21 protein-coding genes and 1 other RNA gene are annotated in these 21,384 nt (G+C 73.6%); 14 read left to right on the top strand and 8 right to left on the bottom strand.

Annotated features, from left to right (window positions below; translation table 11 throughout):
- Positions 1–7 precede the first annotated feature (7 nt).
- Both Q6350_RS10725 and Q6350_RS10720 read right to left on the bottom strand, forming a co-directional pair.
- Positions 8–334, bottom strand: coding sequence for a TfoX/Sxy family protein (locus Q6350_RS10725; RefSeq protein ID WP_304604244.1), 327 nt, complete (start codon positions 332–334; stop codon positions 8–10).
- 45 nt (positions 335–379) lie between these two features.
- Positions 380–1,213 carry a YaaA family protein gene (locus Q6350_RS10720; RefSeq protein ID WP_304607003.1) on the bottom strand — a complete coding sequence of 278 codons (834 nt, stop codon included), beginning with the start codon at positions 1,211–1,213 and terminating at the stop codon, positions 380–382.
- 35 nt (positions 1,214–1,248) lie between these two features.
- Between Q6350_RS10720 and Q6350_RS10715 the strand changes: the two genes are divergently transcribed.
- The 5 genes from Q6350_RS10715 to Q6350_RS10695 all read left to right on the top strand — a co-directional run bounded on the left by Q6350_RS10715 (position 1,249) and on the right by Q6350_RS10695 (position 3,717).
- On the top strand, positions 1,249–1,716 hold the full coding sequence (locus tag Q6350_RS10715; protein WP_304604242.1) for a nucleoside deaminase: 468 nt from the start codon (positions 1,249–1,251) through the stop codon (positions 1,714–1,716).
- Between the two features lie 29 nt (positions 1,717–1,745).
- Positions 1,746–2,129, top strand: a complete 384-nt coding sequence (locus Q6350_RS10710; protein WP_304604241.1) for a tautomerase family protein — start codon at positions 1,746–1,748, stop codon at positions 2,127–2,129.
- Positions 2,130–2,152: 23 nt separating this feature from the next.
- Positions 2,153–2,534, top strand: an RNA gene (rnpB, locus tag Q6350_RS10705) — RNase P RNA component class A.
- Positions 2,535–2,599: 65 nt separating this feature from the next.
- A complete protein-coding gene (locus Q6350_RS10700; protein WP_305066140.1) occupies positions 2,600–3,196 on the top strand; it encodes a GNAT family N-acetyltransferase in 597 nt (198 codons plus the stop codon).
- A 236-nt stretch (positions 3,197–3,432) separates the two neighbouring features.
- Entirely contained in the window at positions 3,433–3,717 is a 285-nt protein-coding gene (locus tag Q6350_RS10695) for an STAS domain-containing protein (RefSeq protein WP_304604239.1), read from the top strand.
- Between the two features lie 61 nt (positions 3,718–3,778).
- Here the strand turns inward: Q6350_RS10695 and ppgK are convergent, their stop codons facing one another.
- A complete protein-coding gene (gene ppgK, locus Q6350_RS10690; RefSeq protein ID WP_171248036.1) occupies positions 3,779–4,543 on the bottom strand; it encodes a polyphosphate--glucose phosphotransferase in 765 nt (254 codons plus the stop codon).
- 28 nt (positions 4,544–4,571) lie between these two features.
- On the opposite strand from ppgK, the gene Q6350_RS10685 reads away from it, so the two are divergent.
- The gene (locus Q6350_RS10685) at positions 4,572–4,766 is read left to right on the top strand and encodes an SPOR domain-containing protein (protein WP_171248037.1); all 195 of its coding nucleotides are present in this window, start codon (positions 4,572–4,574) and stop codon (positions 4,764–4,766) included.
- Between the two features lie 25 nt (positions 4,767–4,791).
- Here Q6350_RS10685 and panB read toward each other — a convergent pair whose 3' ends face one another.
- The gene (panB, locus tag Q6350_RS10680; protein ID WP_369810817.1) at positions 4,792–5,688 is read right to left on the bottom strand and encodes a 3-methyl-2-oxobutanoate hydroxymethyltransferase; all 897 of its coding nucleotides are present in this window, start codon (positions 5,686–5,688) and stop codon (positions 4,792–4,794) included.
- Between the two features lie 108 nt (positions 5,689–5,796).
- Here panB and glnA point away from each other — a divergent pair, with 108 nt between their 5' ends.
- From glnA to Q6350_RS10660, 4 genes are all read left to right on the top strand, one after another.
- Positions 5,797–7,134 (top strand): type I glutamate--ammonia ligase, encoded by a 1,338-nt coding sequence (glnA, locus tag Q6350_RS10675; protein ID WP_171248039.1) that lies wholly within the window; start codon positions 5,797–5,799, stop codon positions 7,132–7,134.
- A gap of 46 nt (positions 7,135–7,180) precedes the next feature.
- Positions 7,181–10,327, top strand: a complete 3,147-nt coding sequence (locus tag Q6350_RS10670) for a bifunctional [glutamine synthetase] adenylyltransferase/[glutamine synthetase]-adenylyl-L-tyrosine phosphorylase (protein ID WP_305066138.1) — start codon at positions 7,181–7,183, stop codon at positions 10,325–10,327.
- Between the two features lie 101 nt (positions 10,328–10,428).
- Positions 10,429–11,487 carry a DUF808 domain-containing protein gene (locus Q6350_RS10665; protein ID WP_305066136.1) on the top strand — a complete coding sequence of 353 codons (1,059 nt, stop codon included), beginning with the start codon at positions 10,429–10,431 and terminating at the stop codon, positions 11,485–11,487.
- 54 nt (positions 11,488–11,541) lie between these two features.
- Positions 11,542–12,225: a haloacid dehalogenase type II gene (locus tag Q6350_RS10660; protein ID WP_305066135.1), complete on the top strand. Its 684-nt coding sequence runs from the start codon at positions 11,542–11,544 to the stop codon at positions 12,223–12,225.
- Between the two features lie 39 nt (positions 12,226–12,264).
- Here Q6350_RS10660 and Q6350_RS10655 read toward each other — a convergent pair whose 3' ends face one another.
- A complete protein-coding gene (locus tag Q6350_RS10655; protein ID WP_305066134.1) occupies positions 12,265–13,044 on the bottom strand; it encodes a DUF429 domain-containing protein in 780 nt (259 codons plus the stop codon).
- 189 nt (positions 13,045–13,233) lie between these two features.
- Here Q6350_RS10655 and Q6350_RS10650 point away from each other — a divergent pair, with 189 nt between their 5' ends.
- On the top strand, positions 13,234–13,860 hold the full coding sequence (locus tag Q6350_RS10650; protein WP_305066133.1) for a TetR/AcrR family transcriptional regulator: 627 nt from the start codon (positions 13,234–13,236) through the stop codon (positions 13,858–13,860).
- An 18-nt stretch (positions 13,861–13,878) separates the two neighbouring features.
- Here the strand turns inward: Q6350_RS10650 and Q6350_RS10645 are convergent, their stop codons facing one another.
- Positions 13,879–15,039, bottom strand: coding sequence for an acyl-CoA dehydrogenase family protein (locus Q6350_RS10645; RefSeq protein WP_305066132.1), 1,161 nt, complete (start codon positions 15,037–15,039; stop codon positions 13,879–13,881).
- Positions 15,040–15,198: 159 nt separating this feature from the next.
- Between Q6350_RS10645 and Q6350_RS10640 the strand changes: the two genes are divergently transcribed.
- From Q6350_RS10640 to Q6350_RS10630, 3 genes are read left to right on the top strand one after another with little or no spacing between them, the layout of a single operon-like run.
- Positions 15,199–15,975, top strand: coding sequence for an electron transfer flavoprotein subunit beta (locus tag Q6350_RS10640; protein WP_305066131.1), 777 nt, complete (start codon positions 15,199–15,201; stop codon positions 15,973–15,975).
- 14 nt (positions 15,976–15,989) lie between these two features.
- Entirely contained in the window at positions 15,990–16,970 is a 981-nt protein-coding gene (locus Q6350_RS10635; RefSeq protein ID WP_305066130.1) for an electron transfer flavoprotein subunit alpha/FixB family protein, read from the top strand.
- The gene (locus tag Q6350_RS10630; RefSeq protein ID WP_305066129.1) at positions 16,967–18,295 is read left to right on the top strand and encodes a cytochrome b/b6 domain-containing protein; all 1,329 of its coding nucleotides are present in this window, start codon (positions 16,967–16,969) and stop codon (positions 18,293–18,295) included. Before Q6350_RS10635 ends, Q6350_RS10630 begins: the two co-directional genes overlap by 4 nt.
- Here the strand turns inward: Q6350_RS10630 and Q6350_RS10625 are convergent.
- Positions 18,282–18,794: a thioredoxin domain-containing protein gene (locus tag Q6350_RS10625; protein ID WP_304604230.1), complete on the bottom strand. Its 513-nt coding sequence runs from the start codon at positions 18,792–18,794 to the stop codon at positions 18,282–18,284. The genes Q6350_RS10630 and Q6350_RS10625 overlap by 14 nt on opposite strands.
- Positions 18,795–18,852: 58 nt before the next feature.
- Entirely contained in the window at positions 18,853–21,312 is a 2,460-nt protein-coding gene (locus Q6350_RS10620; RefSeq protein ID WP_305066128.1) for a plasma-membrane proton-efflux P-type ATPase, read from the bottom strand.
- Positions 21,313–21,384 lie beyond the last annotated feature (72 nt).

Genomic DNA, 21,384 nt, shown 5'->3' with positions numbered 1-21,384 from the left:
CGACCGGTCACTTCGGCGGCAGGGCAGCGGCGTGGTCGGCGCCGCGGGCCACCCAGGCGTCCAGCGTGGCGGGGTCGGCGAGCTCGTCCCGTCCCACCGAGACGAACCCCCGCATCTCGCGGTGACCCATGCTCATCGGGGCGGCGCCCGCGGCCAGGGCGTCCTCGTACCCGTCCGGGCCGACCCGCACCATCAGCGCGTCGCGCAGCACCCCCGCGGCCATGTTCCCGGAGAGCATGAACGCGATGCCGCCGAACATCCTCCGCTCGGTGAGCCCCTCCCACCGGGAGAGGGAGTCCCGCACGCGGTCGGCCAGCTCCTCGTCGTAGGCCATGGCGCCAGTGTGCGCCGCTGGCACGCGCCCCGCCCGGGAGACCGGTCAGGCGACGACGAGCTCCAGGGTGTGCGGGCGACGTGCGCCGGTGGCCTCGTGCAGCTCCGCCGCGACCATCCGGTAGCTGAGCCCGGTGCCGACCTGCGTGCCGATCACCTCGCCGTCGAGCTCGCGGGCCGCGGCGAGCAGCCCGGTCGCCGAGGTCGGGGGAGCGGCCCGGCGACGCAGCAGGTGGCCCGTGAGCACGCCACGGGTGTGCTTGGCGTTGTGCGAGACGACGGTGCGCTCGCCGTCCGCCTCCCGCACGACCCGGACCGTCACCCACTCGGCGGCGTGGTCGCCGGTGGTGGCCGGCTTCCACGCGGAGACGTAGGCGGACGAGCGGCAGTCGACGACGACGTCGCCGGCGGCCCGCTCGGCCAGCGCGGCGGTCAGGTGCGGCCGCCAGGCGGTGGCCAACCCGCCGACGCCCGGCAGCGTGACGCCCATGGACAGCCGGTAGGCGGGGATCCGGTCGGACGGCGCGACGACGCCCCACAGGCCCGAGAAGATGCGCACGTCCGCCGCCGCACGGGCCGCCGCCTCCCCGTCGAGCTCGGCGAGGCCCGCCGCCGCGTACAGGACCCCGGTGTAGACGTCGGTCGCCGGTGCCGTCGGGGCGGTGCGCAACCGGGTGTTGCGGGCGACCTCCTCCGCCAGGCCCGCCCCCACCTTGAGGACCGCAGTGGCGTCGTCGCGGGCGCTGGCGGTGGCCAGCGCGTCCAGGACGGCCTCGCGCTGCGCGGTGAGCTCCGGCGCGGTGAGCGCCGCGAGGTCGACAGGTGCGCCGTCGTCGGGCGCGGGGGTCTTGCCCTCGGAGGGCGGCAGGCAGATCAGCACCCGGACACCTTAGGCACCCGTGGGACGATCTCGGCATGACGAACGACGTGCACTGGCTCACCCGGGCCGTGGAGCTGGCGACGAGCAGCGTCCCGGCCGGTCACGGGCCCTTCGGTGCGGTGGTCGTCCGCGACGGCGAGGTCGTGGCCGAGGGGACGAACCGTGTGACGACCGACACGGATCCGACCGCGCACGCCGAGGTCGTCGCGCTGCGGCAGGCGTGCGCACGGCTCGGCGTCTTCGACCTGAGCGGCGCGGTGCTGTACAGCTCGTGCGAACCGTGCCCGATGTGTCTCGGGGCCGCCCTGTGGGCGCGCGTCGACCGGGTGGTGTTCGCCGCCGACCGCGACGACGCCGCCCGTGCCGGCTTCGACGACCGGCACTTCCACGAGGTGCTCGCCGGCCGACAGCCCTCGGAGGTGCCGATGGAGAACCTGCGGATCGACGCCGCGCTCGCCCCGTTCGAGGCATGGCACGCCTATCCGGGGCGCACCGCCTACTGACGGACCGCCCCGGGCGGTACGGTCCCCTCATGGCGCAGGTGAAGATCTACGGAAACCGGACCATCTGGGGCGAGCGTCGTGAGGAGGTCTCCGACGCCGTGCACGACGCGCTGGTCACGGCCTGGCGGATCCCCGAGGACAAGAGGTTCCACCGGTTCCTGCTGCTCGAGGACGGGGACCTCGTCGCGCCGCGGTCGGACGCGTACCTCCTCATCGAGGTCGTCTGCTTCTCCGGCCGGTCGACCACCGCGAAGAAGGCGCTGGTCAGGGCCATGTACGACGAGGTCGCGCCGGCCCTGGACCTGGCGGACGACGACCTGGAGGTCGTGATCCTCGAGAGCCGGCCGGAGAACTGGGGGATCCGCGGACGGACGGCGGACGAGCTGGCGCTGACGTACCCGGTGGAGGTCTGAGGCCGGTATCCTTGCGGGGCGGACGAGTCGGTCGGACGGTCGCGTCGGCGGTGCTCAGGCGCCGTCGCCGAGGAACGTCCGGGCTCCGAAGGGCAAGGTGGTGGCTAACGGCCACCCGGGGTGACCCGCGGGACAGTGCCACAGAAAACAGACCGCCGCCGGGAGACCGGCGGTGAGGGTGAAACGGTGGTGTAAGAGACCACCAGCGTGTCCGGTGACGGGCACGGCTCGGTAAACCCCACCTGGAGCAAGGTCGGACAGGGGACGTTCGAGGGCTGCCCGCCCGATGTCCCCGGGTAGACCGCTGGAGGCCTGTGGCGACGCAGGTCCTAGATGGATGACCGTCGCCCGTGCGGGGGTGACCCGGCACGGGAACAGAACCCGGCGTACAGACCGGCTCGTCCGCACCCCATCGCCCCGGCGCCGGCCGTCCGGCGGCGAGCGTCGGGGGTCGCCCGTAGGGTCACGGCGTGGCGACGCTCACCGCACGGCCCGCGAACCAGGTCCCCTTCGAGGACCTCCAGACGGTGCTCGGTACCTCCCAGGCCGGTCGGTGCCAGTGCCAGCGTCAGGTGCTCGGCGACGGCGAGTGGTGGGACATGCCGGTCGAGGAACGGCGGCTCCGGCTGGCCGAGCAGACGTGTGCCGACGACCCGACATCGCCGGTGACCAGCGGCGTCGTGCTCTACGACGGCGACGAGCCGGTCGGCTGGGTCGCCGTCGGCCCGCGTCCGACCTACCGCCGGTACCACGGCCGCAGTCCCGTCGCGTGGCGCGGGCGTCACGAGGACCGCGACGACGACGGCGTGTGGCTCGCGGCCTGCTTCGTCGTCCGCGCGGGGTACCGGGGCCAGGGGCTGATGTACGAGCTGGCCCGCTGCGCCGTCGACTTCGCCCGGGAACGGGGTGCGCGGGTCCTCGAGGGGTATCCGATCGTCGCGGCGGACGGTGGCGAGGTGATCTGGGACGAGACGAGCGTCGGCGTGCCGCAGATCTTCTCGGCCGCCGGCCTGGAGGAGGTCGCGGCCCCGACGCCGCGCCGTCGCGTCCTGCGCCTCGAGCTGTGACCGACGGGTCGACGGGCGCTCCGGTGCCCCGGTCCGAACGTGAAAGTTCGGTCAAGAACGGTTCCCGAAACGGGTTCCCGTGGGGGTCGGAGTGGTGTACGTTGGCCGCATCGCGACGACGAGGTCGCGAGTCTCGAACGCCGGTGCCGCGCCCGCGGCACGCAGGGGGCGAGGACACCAGGGACGAAGGTGGCACAGTGACCCTCATCCATGAGGTTCGGGCCGGAGGGATCGTCTTGAACGAGACGCCCGAGGCCAGTGTGGTGACCCTGTGGGGCGAGATCGACATCGCCCTGCGCGACGAGGCCTCGGCTGCTCTGGCCGGGGCGTTCCAGCGTGACCTTCCCGTGATCGTGGACGCCTCCGAGGTGACGTTCCTCGACTCCGCGGGTATCGCCTTCCTCGTCCAGCTCTGCCGCATCGGGCAGGACGAAGGGCTCTCCGTCACGTTGCACGACCCGCCGGCCGTCGTCAGCGAACCGCTGGGCACGTTGCACGTCGACGTCCCCGTCGCCAACTGACCCGACACGACGACGCCGCACCACCCGGCCGGGTGGTGCGGCGTCCTCGTGTCCGGAAGGGTCAGTGGGGATCGGCCGCGAGGGAGGCGGCGCCGACGATCCCGGCGCGGTTGCGCAGTGTTGCCGGGACGATCTCGGCGCGGAGGTCCAGCAGCGGCAGGAACTTCTGGTGGTGCTTGCTCACGCCGCCGCCGACGACGATGAGGTCGGGGGAGAGCAGCATCTCCACGGTCTCGAAGTAGCGCTGCAGGCGCTTCGCCCACTTCTCCCACGACAGGTCCTCGCGGTCCCGCGCGGCCTCCGACGCCTTCGTCTCGGCGTCGTGCCCGTCGATCTCGAGGTGGCCGAGCTCGGTGTTCGGCACGAGCACGCCGTCCACCAGCAGGGCTGACCCGATCCCGGTGCCCAGGGTCGCCATGAGCACCACGCCGCCGTGCCCGGCGGCCGCCCCGTAGCGGTCCTCCCCGACCCCGGCCGCGTCCGCGTCGTTGACCGCCGTCACGTCACGGCCGGTCGCCTCGCGGACGAGTTGCGGCAGGTCGACGCCCTTCCAGGACTTGTGCAGGTTGGCGATGAACCGGACGATCCCGCGGTCCAGGGGCGCGGGGAACGCGACGCCGACCGGCGCCTCGTCGGGCAGGTCGAAGCCGGCGACGAGCTCGGCGAGCACGTCGGCGACCGCGTCCGGGGTGGACTTGCTCGGGGTGGGGATCCGCAGCCGGTCCGCGGCGAACTCGCCGGTGGTCAGGTCGACGGGGGCGCCCTTGATCCCGGACCCGCCGATGTCGATACCGAAGGCCACCTGGTGTCCGCTCTGCTCAGCCATGGACCCCATCTTGCGGCAGGATCGAGTCATGAGCGAGTACAGCAGCAGCACCCAGTATTGGTTCAACACCGAGACCGGGCAGGTGGAGACCGCGAAGGAGAAGTCGAGCTGGACGCACCTGCTGGGTCCGTACGCCACGCGCGAGGAGGCGCAGCACGCCCTGGACAACGCCGCGCGGCGCAACGAGGAGTGGGAGGCCGAGGACGAGGACTGGCGGCGCTGAGGGGCTCTGCGCCGCCGGTCCCGCGTCACTGGTCGAAGGTGTGCTCCTCGGTCGGGAAGGACCCGTCGCGCACCTCGGCCGCGAAGTCCGCGGCCGCCTGCTGCAGGGCGCGGCCCAGCTCGGCGTAGCGGCGGGCGAAGCGCGGCGACCAGTCGGTCATCCCGGCCATGTCGGTCCACACGAGGACCTGGCCGTCGACCTCGGGGCCGGCGCCGATCCCGATCGTCGGGATGACCAGGAACTCGGTGATGCGGGCCGCCACGGCGCGGGGCACCATCTCCAGCACGACCGCGACCGCGCCGGCCTCCTGGACGGCGAGCGCGTCCTGGCTGAGCTCCTCGGCCGCGTCGTCGCCCCGGCCCTGCACGCGGGGGCCGCCCAGCGCGTTCTCGGACTGCGGGGTGTAGCCGAGGTGGCCGACCACCGGGATCCCCGCCTGGGTGATCGCGCGGATCTGCTCGGCCGAGCGGCGGCCGCCCTCGAGCTTGACCGCCGAGGCGCCGGTCTCCTTCATGATGCGCACGGCGGAGGCGAGGGCCTGCTCGGGGCCCGCCTCGTAGGTGCCGAAGGGCAGGTCGACGACGACGAACGCGTGCTGCGCCGCCGAGGCGACCGCCCGTCCGGCCCGCACCATGTCGTCGAGGGTCACGGGCAGCGTGGTGGCGTGCCCGAGCATGGTGTTCCCGACGGAGTCGCCCACGAGCAGCGTGTCGATGCCGGCGGCGTCGAGGATCGCGGCCGTGGGGGCGTCGTAGGCGGTGAGCATCGTGATGCGCTCACCGCGCTCCTTGGCGCGCTGCAGGTGGTGGACGCGGACTCGGCGGGCGCCGGCGGCGATGCCGGCCGCGTCGTCGTCGGTGACCGACCTCACAGCGGAGTTGTCAGCGGGCGTGACCGAGGGGTTGTGGCCTGCGGGTTCCATGGTCGATAGCGTAGGCGACAGCCGGTGCGGGCCCAGGTCCCGGACCGGTGCGACGGACCGTCGACGGTCCGTCACCCACGGTTAACAGGTATCGGGCAGGATGAGGTCATGGACAGGCAGCAGGAGTTCGTGCTTCGCACGGTCGAGGAGCGCGACATCCGCTTCATCCGACTCTGGTTCACCGACGTGCTGGGGGTGCTCAAGTCCGTCGCGGTCGCCCCGGCGGAGCTCGAGCAGGCCTTCGTCGAGGGCATCGGCTTCGACGGCAGCGCGATCGAGGGGCTGACACGGGTCTACGAGGCGGACATGATCGCCAAGCCCGACCCCACGACGTTCCAGGTGCTGCCCTGGCGCGGTGAGCGCCACGGCACCGGTCGCATGTTCTGCGACCTGCTCACCCCCGAGGGTGAGCCCTCGCGTGCCGACTCGCGCAACGTCCTCAAGCGCACGCTCGCCAAGGCCGGCGACAAGGGCTTCACGTTCTACACCCACCCCGAGGTCGAGTTCTACCTCTTCAACCAGATGGGTTCCTCGGACGGGCCCCTGGTGCCGGTCGACGAGGGCGGCTACTTCGACCACCTGGCTCGCGGCAGCACGCACGACTTCCGGCGCGCGGCCATCTCGATGCTCGAGTCGATGGGTATCTCCGTGGAGTTCTCCCACCACGAGGCCGGGCCCGGGCAGAACGAGATCGACCTGCGCTACGCCGACGCGCTGACCACCGCGGACAACCTCATGACGTTCCGCACCGTGGTCAAGGAGGTCGCGCTCGAGCAGGGTGTGTTCGCCTCCTTCATGCCCAAGCCCTTCGCGGACAAGCCGGGGTCGGGCATGCACACCCACATGTCCCTGTTCGAGGAGGACTCCAACGCCTTCCACGAGCCGGGGGCGCAGTTCGAGCTGTCCAAGACCGGGCGCCAGTTCATCGCCGGGCTGCTGGTGCACGCCGGGGAGATCACCGCGGTGACCAACCAGCACGTCAACTCCTACAAGCGGCTGTGGGGCGGCTCCGAGGCGCCCAGCTACATCTGCTGGGGCCACAACAACCGCTCCGCGCTGGTGCGCGTGCCCATGTACAAGCCGGGCAAGGGCAACTCCTCGCGGATCGAGTACCGGGCGCTGGACTCGGCGGCGAACCCGTACCTGGCGTTCGCCGTGCTGCTGGCCGCCGGGATGAAGGGCATCGAGGAGGGGTACGAGCTGCCCGAGGCCACCGAGGACGACGTCTGGGAGCTCACCGGGGCGGAGCGCCGCGCGCTCGGCATCGCGCCGCTGCCGGAGTCCCTCGACGAGGCCATCGAGCTCATGGAGTCCTCGGAGCTCGTCGCCGAGACCCTGGGCGAGCACGTCTTCGACTACGTGCTGAAGAACAAGCGCAACGAGTGGGACGCCTACCGCGCCCAGGTCACCCCGTACGAGCTCAAGACCTCCCTGCAGTTCCTCTGAGCGGACGGCCGCCGCACGCTCCGGCGGCGGCCGATAGGGTCGAGAGGTGAGCCCGACGACCTCCGGCACCGGTAGACCGCAGACCCCGACCCGGAGGCTGCTCCGGGCAGGGTTCGCCGACCTGACCCGGTCGGCCACGCTCTGGCAGGACGCCGCGCTGCAGCGCCGCCTCCCCGCCGACGCGGGCGGGGACGACGGCGTGCTGCAGGCCCTCGGGGTCACGGCCGACCCGGACCTCGCGCTGCTGCACCTCGTGCGGCTGGCCTCGGTGCCCGCCGCGCAGCAGACCGTCGAACGGCTGCTCGCGGCGGACCAGCGTTCGGGCGAGGGCGTGGCCCGGGGACGGCTGCTCGCCGTCCTCGGCGCGTCGACGGCGCTCGCGGACGAGATCGTCCGCCGTCCCGCGCTCCTGGACGTGCTGGGCGACGGCGACGGCGGGCTCGGGGCCGACCCGCGGGACGTGCGGGCGGAGCTCCTGCGCGCCGTCGGCGCTGACCCGGAGTCGGCGGATCCCGTCGCGGCCCTGGAGCCCGAGGGCGCCGACACGCCGGGGTGGCCCGACCGGGACGCCCCCACCGCCACGGACGCGCTGCGGCGCGCCTACCGCGAACGGCTGCTGCGCATCGCCGCCACGGACCTGACCGCGCCGGACCCCTCGGCCACGCTGCCGGACGTCGGCGCCGCGCTGGCCGACCTGGCCGCCGCCGCGCTGGAGGCGGCGTTGGCGGTGGCGCGCTCCCAGCTCCCTGACCACGGCGCCGGGGCCCGCCTCGCGGTGATCGGGATGGGCAAGACCGGCGGTCGCGAGCTCAACTACGTCTCCGACGTCGACGTCGTCTACGTGTGCGAACCCGCCACCGACGAGGCCGGGGAGCCCGTCCTGGACGAGTCCGGGGCGATGCGGATCGGGACCCAGCTCGCCACCCGGCTGCAGAAGGTGTGCGGCGGCACCTCGCTCGAACCGGCGCTGTGGGAGGTCGACGCGGCGCTGCGTCCCGAGGGCAAGCAGGGGCCGCTGGTGCGCACCCTGGCCAGCCACGTCGCCTACTACGAGCGCTGGGCCCAGACGTGGGAGTTCCAGGCCCTGCTCAAGGCCCGCCCGGTGGCGGGGGACGCCGCGCTCGGCGCGGCCTACCGCGAGGCCGTCGACCCGTTCGTCTGGGCGGCCGCCAACCGGGACCACTTCGTCGAGGACGCCCAGGCGATGCGGCGCCGCGTCGAGGCGCACGTGCCCAACGCCGAGGCCGACCGGCAGATCAAGCTCGGCAAGGGCGGGCTGCGGGACGTCGAGTTCACCGTCCAGCTCCTGCAGCTCGTGCACGGCCGCACCGACGACGCCATCCACGACGGCAACACGCTGGCCGGGCTGTCCGCGCTCGCGGCCGGGGGGTACGTCGGGCGTGAGCACGCCCTGCGCATGGGCGCCTGCTACCGGTTCCTGCGGTCCCTGGAGCACCGGGTCCAGCTCTTCGGGCTCAAGCGCACGCACCTGCTGCCGACCGAGGACGAGGACCTGCGGCGCCTCGCCCGGTCGCTGGGCATGCGCGGCCAGGGCGCCGAGGACCTGCGCCAGCGCTGGCGGGCCACCCGGCGCGAGGTCCGTGCCCTGCACGAGGCCGTCTTCTACCGCCCGCTGCTGCCGGCGTGGGCGCAGCTCTCGGAGGACGAGCTCTCGCTCGCCCCGGACGCCGCGCGCGCCCGGTTCGCGGCGATCGGCTACCGCGACCCGGACGGGGCGATGCGGCACGTCGTGGCCCTCACCGAGGGCACCTCACGCCGGGCCAAGCTGCAGCGCCAGCTCCTGCCGGTGATGCTCGGCTGGTTCGCCGAGGGCTCCGACCCCGACGCGGGCCTGCTGGACTTCCGCAAGCTGTCCGAGAACCTCGGCGCCACGCCCTGGTACCTGCGGCTCCTGCGCGACTCCGGGAACGCCGCCTACCACCTGGCCCACCTGCTGTCCTCCTCGCGGTACCTCGCCGAGGCGCTGGCCCGCTCACCGGAGTCGGTGCAGTGGCTCGCCGACACCTCCCGGCTGGAACCCCGCGGTCCCGAGCGGCTCGCCGCGGAGGCGGACGCCGTCCTGACCCGGGCGGACGACCCCGGTCCGGCGGCGACCCGGCTGCGCGCCCTGAGGCGCCGCGAGCTCGCCCGGACCGGCGCCGGCGAGGTGCTCGGCGTGCTCGGGCCCGTGCAGGCCCAGGCGGCGATCTCCGACGCCGCGGACATGGTCGTCGTCGGCGGCCTGCGCGTGGCCGAGTTCGCCGCCCGGGACCAGATGGGACTGGGACCCGACCCGGCGGCGAACCCCACCCGCATGCTCGTGGTCGCCATGGGCCGCCTCGGCGGACGGGAGATGGGCTACGGCTCGGACGCCGACGTCCTGTTCGTGCACGACCCGCTGCCCGACGCCGACCCCGAGCAGGCCAAGGCGTTCGCCGAGCTCACCGCGCGCACGCTGCAGAAGCTGCTCTCCGCCGTCGGACCCGAGCCCCCGCTGCCGGTGGACGCCGACCTGCGTCCCGAGGGGCGGCAGGGGCCGCTGGTGCGCACGATGGCCTCGTACACCGAGTACTACGAGCGGTGGGCGAGCGTGTGGGAGCAGCAGGCCCTGCTGCGCGCCCGCCCCGTGGCCGGCGCGACCGGCACGGCGGTGGACCTGGCCGAGCGCTTCGACGCCGTCGTCGACCCGTTGCGCTACCCGCCCGGTGGGCTCGCCGAGCCCAAGCTGCGCGAGGTGCGGCGCATCAAGGCCCGCGTCGAGTCCGAACGGCTGCCACGGGGCACCGATCCGAGCCGCCACCTCAAGCTGGGGCGCGGGGGAGTGTCCGACGTCGAGTGGACGGTCCAGCTCCTGCAGCTCCAGCACGCGCACGAGGTGCCGGGGCTGCGCACCACCGAGACGGTCGCGGCGCTGGCCGCGGCCGAGGGGGCCGGCCTCGTCGAGGCCGAGGAGGCCGAGTGCCTGCTCGATGCCTGGCTGCTCGCGTCCCGGCTGCGGTCCGCCCTGGTGCTGTGGTCCGGCAAGGTCGGCGGCCTGCGCGCGGACGTGCTCCCGGCGGACGCCTGGGCGCTGACCGGGTTGGCGCGGCTGCTCGGCGACGTCGACACCGGCCAGGAGCTGGAGGAGCTGTACCTGCGCACCGCGCGACGCGCCCGCACGGTGATGGAGCGGCTCGTCTACGGCGACGACTGACCCGGTCTGGGGCACGATAGGCCCATGCGATCGTGCCTGGAGTCCTCGTCCGTCCTCGCGGCGTCCTGCCCGCGCCACGCCGGCATGCCGGGGGCGGCCGCGTGAGCGCCGGGCTGCTCGGGCTCCTCGACGACGTCGCGGCCATCGCCAAGCTCGCGGCCGCCTCGCTGGACGACGTCGGGGCGGCGGCCGGCCGGGCGACGGCCAAGGCGGCCGGCGTCGTGGTGGACGACACCGCCGTGACGCCGCAGTACGTGCACGGGGTCGCGGCCGAGCGCGAGCTGCCGATCATCAAGAAGATCGCGTGGGGCTCGATCCGCAACAAGGTGCTCATCATCCTGCCGATCGCGCTGGTGCTCAGCGAGTGGCTGCCGTGGCTGCTGACACCCATCCTCATGCTCGGCGGCACCTACCTGGCGTTCGAGGGTGCGGAGAAGATCTGGCGCCGGGTGCGTGGGCACACCGACCACGACCGGCCCGCCGCCGCGGTCGGGCCCGAGGCCGAGAAGACGATGGTGTCCGGGGCGATCCGCACCGACCTCATCCTGTCCGCGGAGATCATGGTCATCGCCCTCGACGAGGTCGCCGACGAGGGGTTCTGGTCCCGGCTGGTGATCCTGCTCGTCGTGGCTCTCGTCATCACCGTGATCGTCTACGGCGCCGTGGCCCTCATCGTGAAGATGGACGACGTCGGGCTGGCGCTCGCGCAGCGCGAGTCCGACCTGTCGCGCCGGGTCGGGCGCGCCCTGGTGACCGGGATGCCCAAGGTGCTGGCCACGATCTCGGTGGTGGGCACGGTGGCGATGCTCTGGGTCGGCGGGCACATCCTGCTGGTCGGGGTCGACGAGCTCGGCTGGCACGGGCTGTACGACCTGGTGCACCACGGCGAGGAGGCGATCGCCGCGGCGGTCCCGGGCATCGGCGGGTTCCTCGCCTGGTGCTTCAACACGCTGTGCTCGGCCCTCATCGGCCTGGTCGTCGGTGCGGTCGCGGTGGCCGTGATGCACGTGCTGCCGTTCGGCGACGACCACGACGCGCGCGACGCTCACGACACGCCCGCCGGTGAGCGTCCCGCCGTCGACCGCGACCCGGACGCCGAGTCAGGGCGGTCGGGCGGCGAGTCAGCGGGGACGGGCGCGAGCCGGCACGACGAGCACTGAGTCCGCCCGCCCCGTCGGATTGCTGGAACCGGCGACCCGGGCGACGGTAGGGGGATGTCGCTCCCACGTCCCGACCTGGTCGTCCTCGACGTCAACGAGACCCTGTCCGACCTGGCGCCGCTGGCCGACGCCTTCGGTGACGTCGGCCTGGACCCGGGCGACGTGGAGGCCTGGTTCGCCGGCGTGCTCCGGGACGCCTTCGCGCTCGGCATGCTCGGTGACAACCCGTCGTTCGCGGAGATCGGCGGCGCGCTGCTCCGCGCTCGCCTGAGGGCGGCCGGCCACCCCGACCCGTCCGAGGGTGCCCAGCAGGTCCTGGGACGGTTCGTCGCCCTGTCCCCGCACCCGGACGTCGTCCCGGGGCTCCTGGCCCTGGCGGAGCAGGGCTGCCGGATCGTCACGCTGAGCAACGGGTCCGCGGACGTGGCCCGCGCCCTGCTCGCCGACACCGCCGCGGGCGGGGTGATCGAGGACTACCTGGCGGTCGGCGAGGCGGACGCCTGGAAGCCCGACGCCCGCGCGTACGCCCATGCGCTGGCAGCCACCGGCGTGGCCGCCGAGCGGGCGGTCCTCGTCGCCGTGCATCCCTGGGACGTCGAAGGGGCGCGTCGCGCCGGTCTGCAGACCGCGTGGGTCAACCGCACCGGCGCCGTCTACCCGGACCACTTCGGCCCGGCGGACCGGGAGGTCGCGTCCGTCGTCGACCTGGCGGCGGTGCTGGGGGAGCTGCCGCGCTGAGCCGGGCCGTCGCGCCGAGCCGCCGCGGCCGGTGAGACGTCAGTCGTGCCCGGCACGGGGCAGCACGATCCAGCCCTCCCGGGACGCCACGTCGCGCAGGTCGGCGGGCACGGGTTCGCAGCGGCCCTGCCGGGCCAGTCCGGCGACGACGGCGCACAGCACGGCGTCGAGGGCGTCGTCGGTGTCGCGGCACAGCGGCGCGAAGGTGTCGAGGTCGAGCCACGGGAACGCGATCGCCAGGTGGTCGACGAGGTCCGCGCGGGCGCGGGACGACTGCGGGTCGCGGCCCTTGTACCCGCGGTGGGGCAGCCCCCAGACCTTCAGGGCCGCCGCGGGGTAGACCTCGATCACCGGCCCCTCACCGGCGCGGTCGACGACGGTCCCGGACCGCGTGAGCATCGCGAGGATCGCCGCGCAGCGCATCGCCGCGGCGCCGATCCGCTCGGCGGAGACCGCGAGCGGGCGCACCCCGGTGTTCTCCCAGACGTGCAGGTCGGTCGCCCGGTAGGTGAGAGGGCGACGCGTCTCGGGGATCACCAGGTCGTGCCCGCCGTCGCGGTGGGCGACGACGTAGTCGACGAACGCGTCGGGCCAGCCGACCGGGCAGTCGATCCCGGTGGTCGCGGCCGCCCGGACGACGTCGCAGAGCGCGGCGTCGTCGTGCTCCCCGACGGCCAGCGCGGTGACCCGGGCATCGTCGTCGGACCACTCGATCGTCGCCACGCCGGTCTTGCGAGGGTTCGCCGACAGGTCGATGCCCGCGGTGGTCACGGCGGTCGACCCGACCGTGGGCGACGTCCCGGATGCTCGGTCGCTCACCCGGCGTCACCCCCTCCCCCTCGAGGTCGCCGGCGGCCGTTCGCCGGTGTGCCGTCACCGTAGGTCGCCTCCACCGGCCACGCACCGCCATCGGGGCGGCCGCTCGCGCCGCCGAGCTCCGACCCGTGCGTGCACTCCCGGGCCGTGCCGCGCAGCGGGAGATTCTCTAATCTGGCTTAGAATCGAGGGATGGACCTGACCGAGCCTGCCCCGTCGGGCCCGCCGCGGGCGGCGTCGAAGTCGGCGCAGACCCGGCAGCGCATCCTCGACGCGGCCGCGGAGGTGCTGTCGCGCAAGGGCTACGCCGGCACACGTCTCTCGGACGTCGCGGCCGTGGCCGGCGTGCAGGCACCGGCGATCTACTACTACTTCGCCTCCCGTGACGAGCTCGTCGAGGAGGTGATGTGGGTCGGGGCGCACCGCGTCCGGCTCCACGTCGAGGAGCGGTTGGCCGCCGTGCCGGAGGACGCCTCGGCGATGGACCGCCTCATGGTCGCCGTCGAGGCGCACCTGCGGTTCGAGCTGCAGCTGTCGGACTACGCGACCGCCTCGGTCCGCAACGCCGGGCACGTCCCCGAGCAGCTCCGGGTCCGGCCGGCCGCCGAGGAGGCCCAGTACACCCACCTGTGGCGGGACCTGTTCGTGGCCGCCCAGCAGGCGGGGGAGGTGCGGGCCGACCTCGACATCAACATCCTCCGGCTCCTGCTGCTCGGCGCCATGAACTGGGTCGTCGAGTGGTGGAACCCGCGGACCCGGTCGCTCGACGACCTGGTGGCCACCGCCCAGGGGATGATCCGGCACGGCGCCGGGACGTGACCGACCCGGCGCTCCTCCTCACAGCCCCAGGCCGCGGCCGACGATCTCCTTCATGATCTCGGTCGTGCCGCCGTAGATGGTGGTGACGCGGGCGTCCTCGTAGTCCCGGGCGATGCGGTACTCGCGCATGTACCCGTAGCCGCCGTACAGCTGCAGGCAGCGGTCGACCACGTCGACGTACTGCTCGGTGGCCAGGAACTTGGCCCCGGCGGCGTCCTCCGCGCTGAGCCGACCGGCGTTGTGCTGGACGAGGCAGGCGTCCATGTAGGCCCGGGTGGCCCGCACGGCGGTGACCATGTCGGCCAGCTCGAAGCGGGTGTTCTGGAACGAGCCGATGGGCTGGCCGAACGCGTGCCGTTGCTTGACGTACTCGAGGGTGCGCTCCAGCACGCCTTCGCTGGCGGCGACGGCGGCGGCGGCGATGGAGACGCGTTCCTGCGGCAGGTTGCGCATGAGGCTCGCGAAGCCGGACCCTTCGGGGCCGAGCAGGTTCGCCGCCGGCACGCGGACGCCCTCGAACGCGAGCTCGCTGGTGCCCTGGGTGTGCAGGCCGATCTTCTCCAGCAGGCGGCCGCGGGAGAACCCGGGGGAGTCGGCGGGGATCACGAGCAGGCTCAGCCCCCGGTGCGGGTCCGGTCCGGTGCGCACGACCGTGACCACGAGGTCGGCGTCCTGCCCGTTGGAGATGAACGTCTTGGATCCGTCGACGACGTAGTCGTCGCCGTCGCGCACGGCCGACGTGCGGATCCCGGCGAGGTCGCTGCCGGCGCCGGGCTCGGTCATCGCCACGGCGACGAGGCTCTCCCCGGCCGCGATCCCGGGCAGCCAGCGCTGCTTCTGCTCGTCGTTCGTCAGGTCGGTGAAGTACGGGATGACGACGTCGTTCGCCAGGGGGATGTTGGCCACGCCGTCCGACACCGGGTGGCGGGAGAGCTCCTCGCCGACGACGGCGTTGAAGCGGAAGTCGTCCGACCCGCCGCCGCCGTACTCCTCCGGGATCCCGAGGCCCAGGATCCCTGCCTCGGCGGCCTGGGTGAACAGCTTGCGGTCGACCCGGCCCTCGCCTTCCCACCGTTCGACGTGGGGGCGGACGTTCTGCTCCACGAAGTCGTGCACCATCTCGCGCAGCTGCTCGTGCTCCTCCTCGTAGAGGGAGCGCGGCCCGAAGATCTGGCTCATGTCGTCTCCGATCGTCCTTGATCTCGACCTCCGTCTTTCTATAGCGTATTAGAAACGTCGCTGGCGCGCTGCTGGTCCTGGCGAAGATTTCTCGCCGTCAGGTCCAGGGATTGAACCGAGGTTAAGCATCGCGCCAGGGAGCCCGGCAGAAGGAGGACCATGAAGATCGCCGTGCTGGTGAAGGTGGTGCCGGACACCTACGTGGACCGCACGCTGTCGCTCGAGACGGGGCTGGCCGACCGTGCCACGGCCGACCTGGTCCTCGACGAGATCGACGAGCGTGCCCTGGAGGTCGCGCTCCGCCATGCCGACGACCACCCCGACACCGAGATCGTGGCCGTCGCGATGACCCCGGAGGCCGGCGTCACCAGCCTGCGCAAGGCCCTCGCCCTCGGCGCCACGTCCGCTCTGCAGGTGGTCGACGAGCGACTCGTCGGCGCCGACGTCGTCCTCACCGCCGAGATCCTGGCTGCGGCGGTCCAGCACGTGGGCTTCGACGTGGTCCTGGCCGGGGACGCGTCCACCGACGGGTCCGGGGGAGCGGTGCCGGCGGCGGTCGCCGAGCTTCTCGCCGTTCCCGCCGCCACGGCGCTGTCCGAAGTGCACCTCTCGGACACCGAGGTCACCGGGGTGCGTGCCTCCGACGGTGCCGCCGTACGTGTCGGCGCACCCCTGCCGGCGGTCGTGTCCGTCACCGAGGCGCTGCCCGAGGTCCGCCTGGCCGGGTTCAAGGGGATCATCGCCGCCAAGAAGAAGACCATCAACACCGTCTCCGCGGCCGACCTCGGCGTCGACCCCGAGCCCGTCGACGCTGCCCGCTCGATCATGATCGCCGTCTCGGAACGTCCCCCGCGCACGGCGGGGACCAAGATCGTGGACAGCGGTGACGCCGCCGAACGGCTGGCGGACTTCCTGGTCGAGAACCGGCTGGCATGAAGGGGAACACGACCATGACCGACGTCCACGACGCGCCGATCCTGGTGCTGCTCGACCGTGACCCCGACGGCGCCCTCGCGGGCTCCAGCGCCGAGCTGCTCGGCGCGGCAGCCACGCTCGGCAGCCCCGTGGCGCTGATCCTCGGACCCGACGCCGACACCGAGGCCGCGTCGGCCGCCGCGCTGGGAGCACGGCGCGTGCTGACCGTCTCCGCGCCCGTCAAGGCCCTCGGGGTGCCCCGCGTCGACGCCCTCGCGGCCGCCGCGGAGCGCGTCCGCCCCGCCGCCGTGCTCGCCGCGCACTCGGTGGAGGGCCGGGAGGCCGCCGCCCGCTACGCCGTCCGGTCGCGGTCGGCGCTCGCGGTCGACGCCGTCGGCGTCTCGCGCGACGAGGAGGGGATCGTCACCCGCCACTCGGTCTACGGCGGCACCTACCTGGTCGACGCGGCCGCCACGTTCGGCGCACCGATCGTCACGCTGCGCGTGGGGGAGATCGACGACCGTGCGTCCGCCGTCCCCGACGCCTCCGTCGAGGAGCTCGCGGCCACCGAGTCGGGGATCCCCGGCGCCGAGATCGTGGCGGTCGAACCCGTCGAGGTGACGTCGTCCCGCCCCGCGCTGCGCGGGGCCGAGAAGGTCGTCTCCGGCGGTCGGGGTCTGGGCTCCGCAGAGGGTTTCGAGCTGGTCGAGCGACTCGCCGACGCCCTCGGTGCCGCCGTCGGCGCGTCGCGGGTCGCGGTCGACAACGGGTACGCCCCGTCGTCGGCCCAGGTGGGCCAGACCGGCGTGTCGGTGTCGCCCCGGCTGTACGTCGCCCTGGGCATCTCCGGCGCCATCCAGCACCGCGCCGGGATGCAGACGGCTCAGACGATCGTCGTCGTGAACAAGGACGCCGACGCCCCCCTGTTCGAGATCGCGGACTTCGGCGTGGTCGGCGACGTGTTCGAGGTCGTGCCCCGGCTCGTCGCCGCCCTCGAGGCGCGGAGGAATTCATGACCGCCCTGCGGCGAGGACTGCCGCGCCGCCCGGGGGGCCCACCGTGGCCCCCGGCCGGCGAGGCCCCTGCCGACACGTCCGCGGCGGCGGGCACCACGGTCGCTCCGGAGGCCTCCGTCGCCACCGGAACGGTCGAGCGCTCGGAGGCGGTGACCGCTGCGGGGGCGTCCGCGGAGGCATCCACGGGGTCGCCCGCCGTGCCGACCTCGTCCGAGACCGCCCTCGACGGCGTCCCCCTGCGCCGCGGCCTGCCCCGGGTGCCCGGGGGAGAACCGTGGCCCCCTGCGAGCATCGCGCCGGCGTGGGCCTCTCGGCCGCCGGAGCCGGAGCCCGTGCCCGAGCCGGCCACACCGCCGCTCGTCGGGGCGGACCACGCGCCGGCCGCTGCGCAGCAGACGGGCACGGCCGCCGAGGACGAGCAGCTCCCGGCCGCCCGGCCTCGGCCGCCGCGCTGGGCCGGTCGTGCCCTCGTCCTGGTGGCCGGTGCCGTCGTCCTGGTCGGTGTCGCCGTCCTGGTCGCGCGGTGGCTGGTGCACCTGGAACCGGTGCAGGGCTTCCTGACCACCTATCCCGGCGACTACCCGCTCCCCGAGGGCTCCCCGGTGGGCATCCCCGCCTGGCTCTCCTGGCAGCACTTCTTCAACGTGTTCCTGCTGGTGCTGATCGTGCGCACCGGCTGGATGGTGCGCCGCCAGCAGCGGCCGGCCGCGTACTGGGCCCGGCGGGCCGCACCGCAGGAGCGCGTCAGCATCATGTCCTGGGCCCACCAGGCGCTGGACGTCTTCTGGGTCGCCAACGGCGTGCTCTACGTCGTGCTGCTGTTCGCGACGGGGCAGTGGGTGCGGATCGTGCCGACGGACTGGAGCGTGTTCCCGAACGCGGTGTCCGCGGGTCTGCAGTACCTGTCGCTGAGCTGGCCCACGGACAACGGGTGGGTGCACTACAACAGCCTCCAGCAGCTGGCCTACTTCACCACGGTGTTCGTCGCCGCCCCGCTGGCGATGGCCACCGGCGTGCGGATGAGCGTCTCCTGGCCCTCGCGGCCCCGGCGGGACCGCCTGTTCCCCGTGGAGGTCGCGCGCCGGATCCACTTCCCGGTGATGCTGTACTTCGTCGCGTTCACCGTCGTCCACGTCTCCCTGGTCTTCGCCACGGGGGCGCTGCGCAACCTCAACCACATGTTCGCCGCCCGGGACGAGGTGAGCTGGGTCGGCTTCTGGCTGTTCGTCGCGGCGGTCGTGGTGATCGCCGGGGCGGCCGCCCTCCTGCGTCCGCTCTTCCTGGCCCCCGTCGCCCGCCGGTTCGGCACCGTCAGCCGGCGCTGATCGCGGACCGGTTCGGGACCGTGACGTCCGGGGCGTGGCCGTGCTCCTCCGCCAGCCCCGCCACGAGCTCGGCCAGGTCGGTCTGACCGAGATGGCCCTCGTCGAGGACCTCGCCGTCCGGTCCGAAGACCGTGTAGGTGCTCATGCCCGTGACCTCGCGCTGCTGCCACAGCGTGCCTTCGGAGCCGACGACGTAGGTGACGTGCGGGACCACCCGGGCGGCCACCTCGATGGTCTCGAGGCCGTCGGGACCCTCGAAGGCGATGACGGCGAGCTGGTCCGCGTGTTGCTCCGCCAGTCCGGACAGGTGCGGGTCCGGGGCCTGGCAGGTGGGGCACCACGGCGCCCAGAACCAGTGCACGGTCGGAACGTCGGGCGCGACCGCGGCGTCGGCAGCCCCGACGACGTCGTCCCCGACGGACACTGACGAACCGGGCTCCTGCCCGGTGCACGCGGTCAGGACGGCCCAGGCGATGACGAGCGCGGCCAGGCGCCTCATGACCTCAGTATGCCCAGGACCGCGTGCGGTCGCTCCGGACCGCCGGCGGCCCCGGGGGTCAGCCCTCGGCGCGGAGCAGGGTCACTCGGTCGCGAGCTGCGCGCCGAGCCGCCCGGCGGCCCACCAGCGCGTGGGCGGCGAGCTTGACCCGGTCGTTGACGAGGAACCACACGAGGGCGTAGGCCCAGACGAGCCCGGCGCCTGCCCAGCCGATCGGTGCCATGAGGAACCCGGTCGCGGCGATCACGGTGGCGATCGCCTGGGTGCCCAGCACGGCGGCCACCAGCACCGGGGCCGGAGCCGGACGCGACCAGAACGGGCCGCGGGTGCGGGTGACGAAGATCGTCAGGTGCCCGGCCACGGACAGCTTGAGGTAGATCAGCGTCTGGATCAGCTCGCGGTCGAGGTCCAGCGCGAGGTCCGCCACGAGGAACAGCAGGAACGACGCCACGACACCGGCGAGCCCGAGCGCGGTGGCGACCGTCAGCACGGACCCCATGCGCCAGCGCGCGGGGCGGTCCGAGCCGCGGACGTGGTCGTAGGCGATCGTCAGGATGGCCGCGTCGTTGAGCACGGCGAGCAGGACGATCATCACGGCCGTCACGGGGAAGAAGTCGAGGAACACGATGGCCAGCGTGATGAGCAGCAGCACCCGGATCGTCTCGGCGATGCGGTACGTCGCGTAGCTGGTCATCCGCGCGAAGATCTCCCGGGCCATCCGGATGGCGTCGACGATCACCGACAGACCCGGGGCCATCAGCACGACGTCCGCTGCGGAGCGCGCGGCGTCGGTCGCGTCGGAGACCGCGATCCCCGCGTCGGCCTGCTTGAGCGCGGGGGCGTCGTTGACGCCGTCGCCGGTCATCGCCACGATGCGGCCGCGGCGCTGCAGCAGCTCGACGATGCGGTACTTGTGCTCGGGGAACACCTCGGCGAACCCGTCCGCCTCGGCCACGAGCCGCGCCCGGGTGTCCTCGGGGGTGTCCTCGTCGCCCAGCGCGGACGCCGGCAGGATCCGGTCGCCGAGCCCGACCTGCCGGGCGATCTCCGCCCCGATGGCGACCTGGTCCCCGGTGACCATCTTGACCTCGATGCCGAGCTCGCGGGCGGCGCCGATCGTCTCCCGGGAGTCCTCCCGCGGCGGGTCCGCGAGCGGCAGCACCCCGAGCAGATGCCACCGGTCGGCCCCGTCGGTGCGGGCCACGGCCAGGGAGCGGTACCCGCGCCGGGCGAAGTCGTCCACCTGCCGGGCGGACTCCGCCACGGCCGGGTCGTCGCCGCACAGCGCGGCGATCATCTGCGGGGCTCCCTTGCTGACCCGGAAGGTGCAGCCGTCCTCCTGCCGCACGGTGGCCTCGGTGCGCTTGCCCACGGGGTCGAACGGGGTGAAGTGCAGCAGCCGACCGGCCGAGGTCCCGTCCGAGTGCTCGGCGGCGGCGAGGACGGCAAGGTCGATCGGGTCCTGGTCCTCGGCGCGCGAGGCCACGGCGGCGGCCTCGAGCAGCTCCGCCGGTCCGACGCCGGAGGCGCACCACGGGTCGCCGACGGCGAGCCGATTCTTGGTCAGCGTCCCGGTCTTGTCCGAGCACAGCACGTCGATCCCGCCGAGCTCCTCGACGGCCGGCAGGTGACTGACGACGGCCTGGCGGCGGGCGAGCGCACGGGCGCCGACCGCCATCGTCACCGACAGCACGGCCGGGAGCGCGACGGGCACGGACGCGATGACGACCACCAGGGCGAACTGGAGGATCTCGGCGAGGTCGTTGCCGCGCAGCAGCGCGACGACCGACGTCAGCGTGACCAGGGTGACCGCGATAACGATGAGGTACCGGCCGATCCGCAGCACCGCACGCTGGAAGTGGCTGACCACCCCGGCGCTCTCGACCAGCGTCGCGGTCCGGCCGAAGTAGCTGTCCTCACCGGTGGCGTAGACCACCGCGTCCGCCTCGCCGCGCGTGATCACCGAGCCGGACCACGCGGCGTCACCCTGCCCCCGGGGCACGGGGAGCGACTCGCCGGTGAGCGCCGACTGGTCGACCTGGAGCTCGGCGTCCTCCAGGAGCCGGACGTCGGCGGGGACGACGTCGCCGAGCCGGAGGCGGACCACGTCGCCGGGCACGACCTCGCGGACCGGCACCGTGGTCCACGCACCGTCCCGGCGGACCCGGGCCGACGTGGCGAGCCGCTCCTGGAGCGCTTCGATCGCCCGCGTCGCCTGGTGCTCCTCGCTGAACGCCACCGCCCCGTTCATGGCCAGCAGCACCCCGATGATCACCGCGTCGGACCAGCTGCCGAGGACGAGGGAGAGCACCAGGGCGGCCTCGATCATCCAGGGGATCGGACCCCAGAAGTACCCGGCCAGCACGAGCAGCGGGTTCTTCCGTCGTTCGATGATCTCGTTGGCCCCGTACCGGTCCAGCCGCTCCGTGGCCTCCGCGGTGGTCAAGCCGGACGGGGTGGCCCCCAGCTCGTCGAGGAGGTCCTCCAGGGGAAGGCTGGAGAGGTCCGCCGTGCTCACTGCGCCTCCTGGTCTCGAACCTGGTGGTCCTCGGATAGTGGGCGTGTCCGTCGTGACTCGCACCCGGGTCGG

The organism is Isoptericola sp. b515 (genome assembly GCF_030588125.1).
Lineage (GTDB): Bacteria > Actinomycetota > Actinomycetes > Actinomycetales > Cellulomonadaceae > Isoptericola > Isoptericola sediminis.
The sequence above is the reverse complement of the archived record's forward strand: the minus strand, read 5'-3'. Positions and strand labels throughout refer to the sequence as shown.

Coding starts and splice junctions, on each gene's coding strand:
- Q6350_RS10725 (WP_304604244.1), bottom strand. CDS start 334: ATGGCCTACGACGAGGAGCTGGCCGACCGCGTGCGGGACTCCCTCTCC.
- Q6350_RS10715 (WP_304604242.1), top strand. CDS start 1,249: ATGACGAACGACGTGCACTGGCTCACCCGGGCCGTGGAGCTGGCGACG.
- Q6350_RS10710 (WP_304604241.1), top strand. CDS start 1,746: ATGGCGCAGGTGAAGATCTACGGAAACCGGACCATCTGGGGCGAGCGT.
- ppgK (WP_171248036.1), bottom strand. CDS start 4,543: ATGGCTGAGCAGAGCGGACACCAGGTGGCCTTCGGTATCGACATCGGC.
- Q6350_RS10685 (WP_171248037.1), top strand. CDS start 4,572: ATGAGCGAGTACAGCAGCAGCACCCAGTATTGGTTCAACACCGAGACC.
- panB (WP_369810817.1), bottom strand. CDS start 5,688: ATGGAACCCGCAGGCCACAACCCCTCGGTCACGCCCGCTGACAACTCC.
- glnA (WP_171248039.1), top strand. CDS start 5,797: ATGGACAGGCAGCAGGAGTTCGTGCTTCGCACGGTCGAGGAGCGCGAC.
- Q6350_RS10660 (WP_305066135.1), top strand. CDS start 11,542: ATGTCGCTCCCACGTCCCGACCTGGTCGTCCTCGACGTCAACGAGACC.
- Q6350_RS10650 (WP_305066133.1), top strand. CDS start 13,234: ATGGACCTGACCGAGCCTGCCCCGTCGGGCCCGCCGCGGGCGGCGTCG.
- Q6350_RS10645 (WP_305066132.1), bottom strand. CDS start 15,039: ATGAGCCAGATCTTCGGGCCGCGCTCCCTCTACGAGGAGGAGCACGAG.
- Q6350_RS10640 (WP_305066131.1), top strand. CDS start 15,199: ATGAAGATCGCCGTGCTGGTGAAGGTGGTGCCGGACACCTACGTGGAC.
- Q6350_RS10635 (WP_305066130.1), top strand. CDS start 15,990: ATGACCGACGTCCACGACGCGCCGATCCTGGTGCTGCTCGACCGTGAC.
- Q6350_RS10630 (WP_305066129.1), top strand. CDS start 16,967: ATGACCGCCCTGCGGCGAGGACTGCCGCGCCGCCCGGGGGGCCCACCG.
- Q6350_RS10625 (WP_304604230.1), bottom strand. CDS start 18,794: ATGAGGCGCCTGGCCGCGCTCGTCATCGCCTGGGCCGTCCTGACCGCG.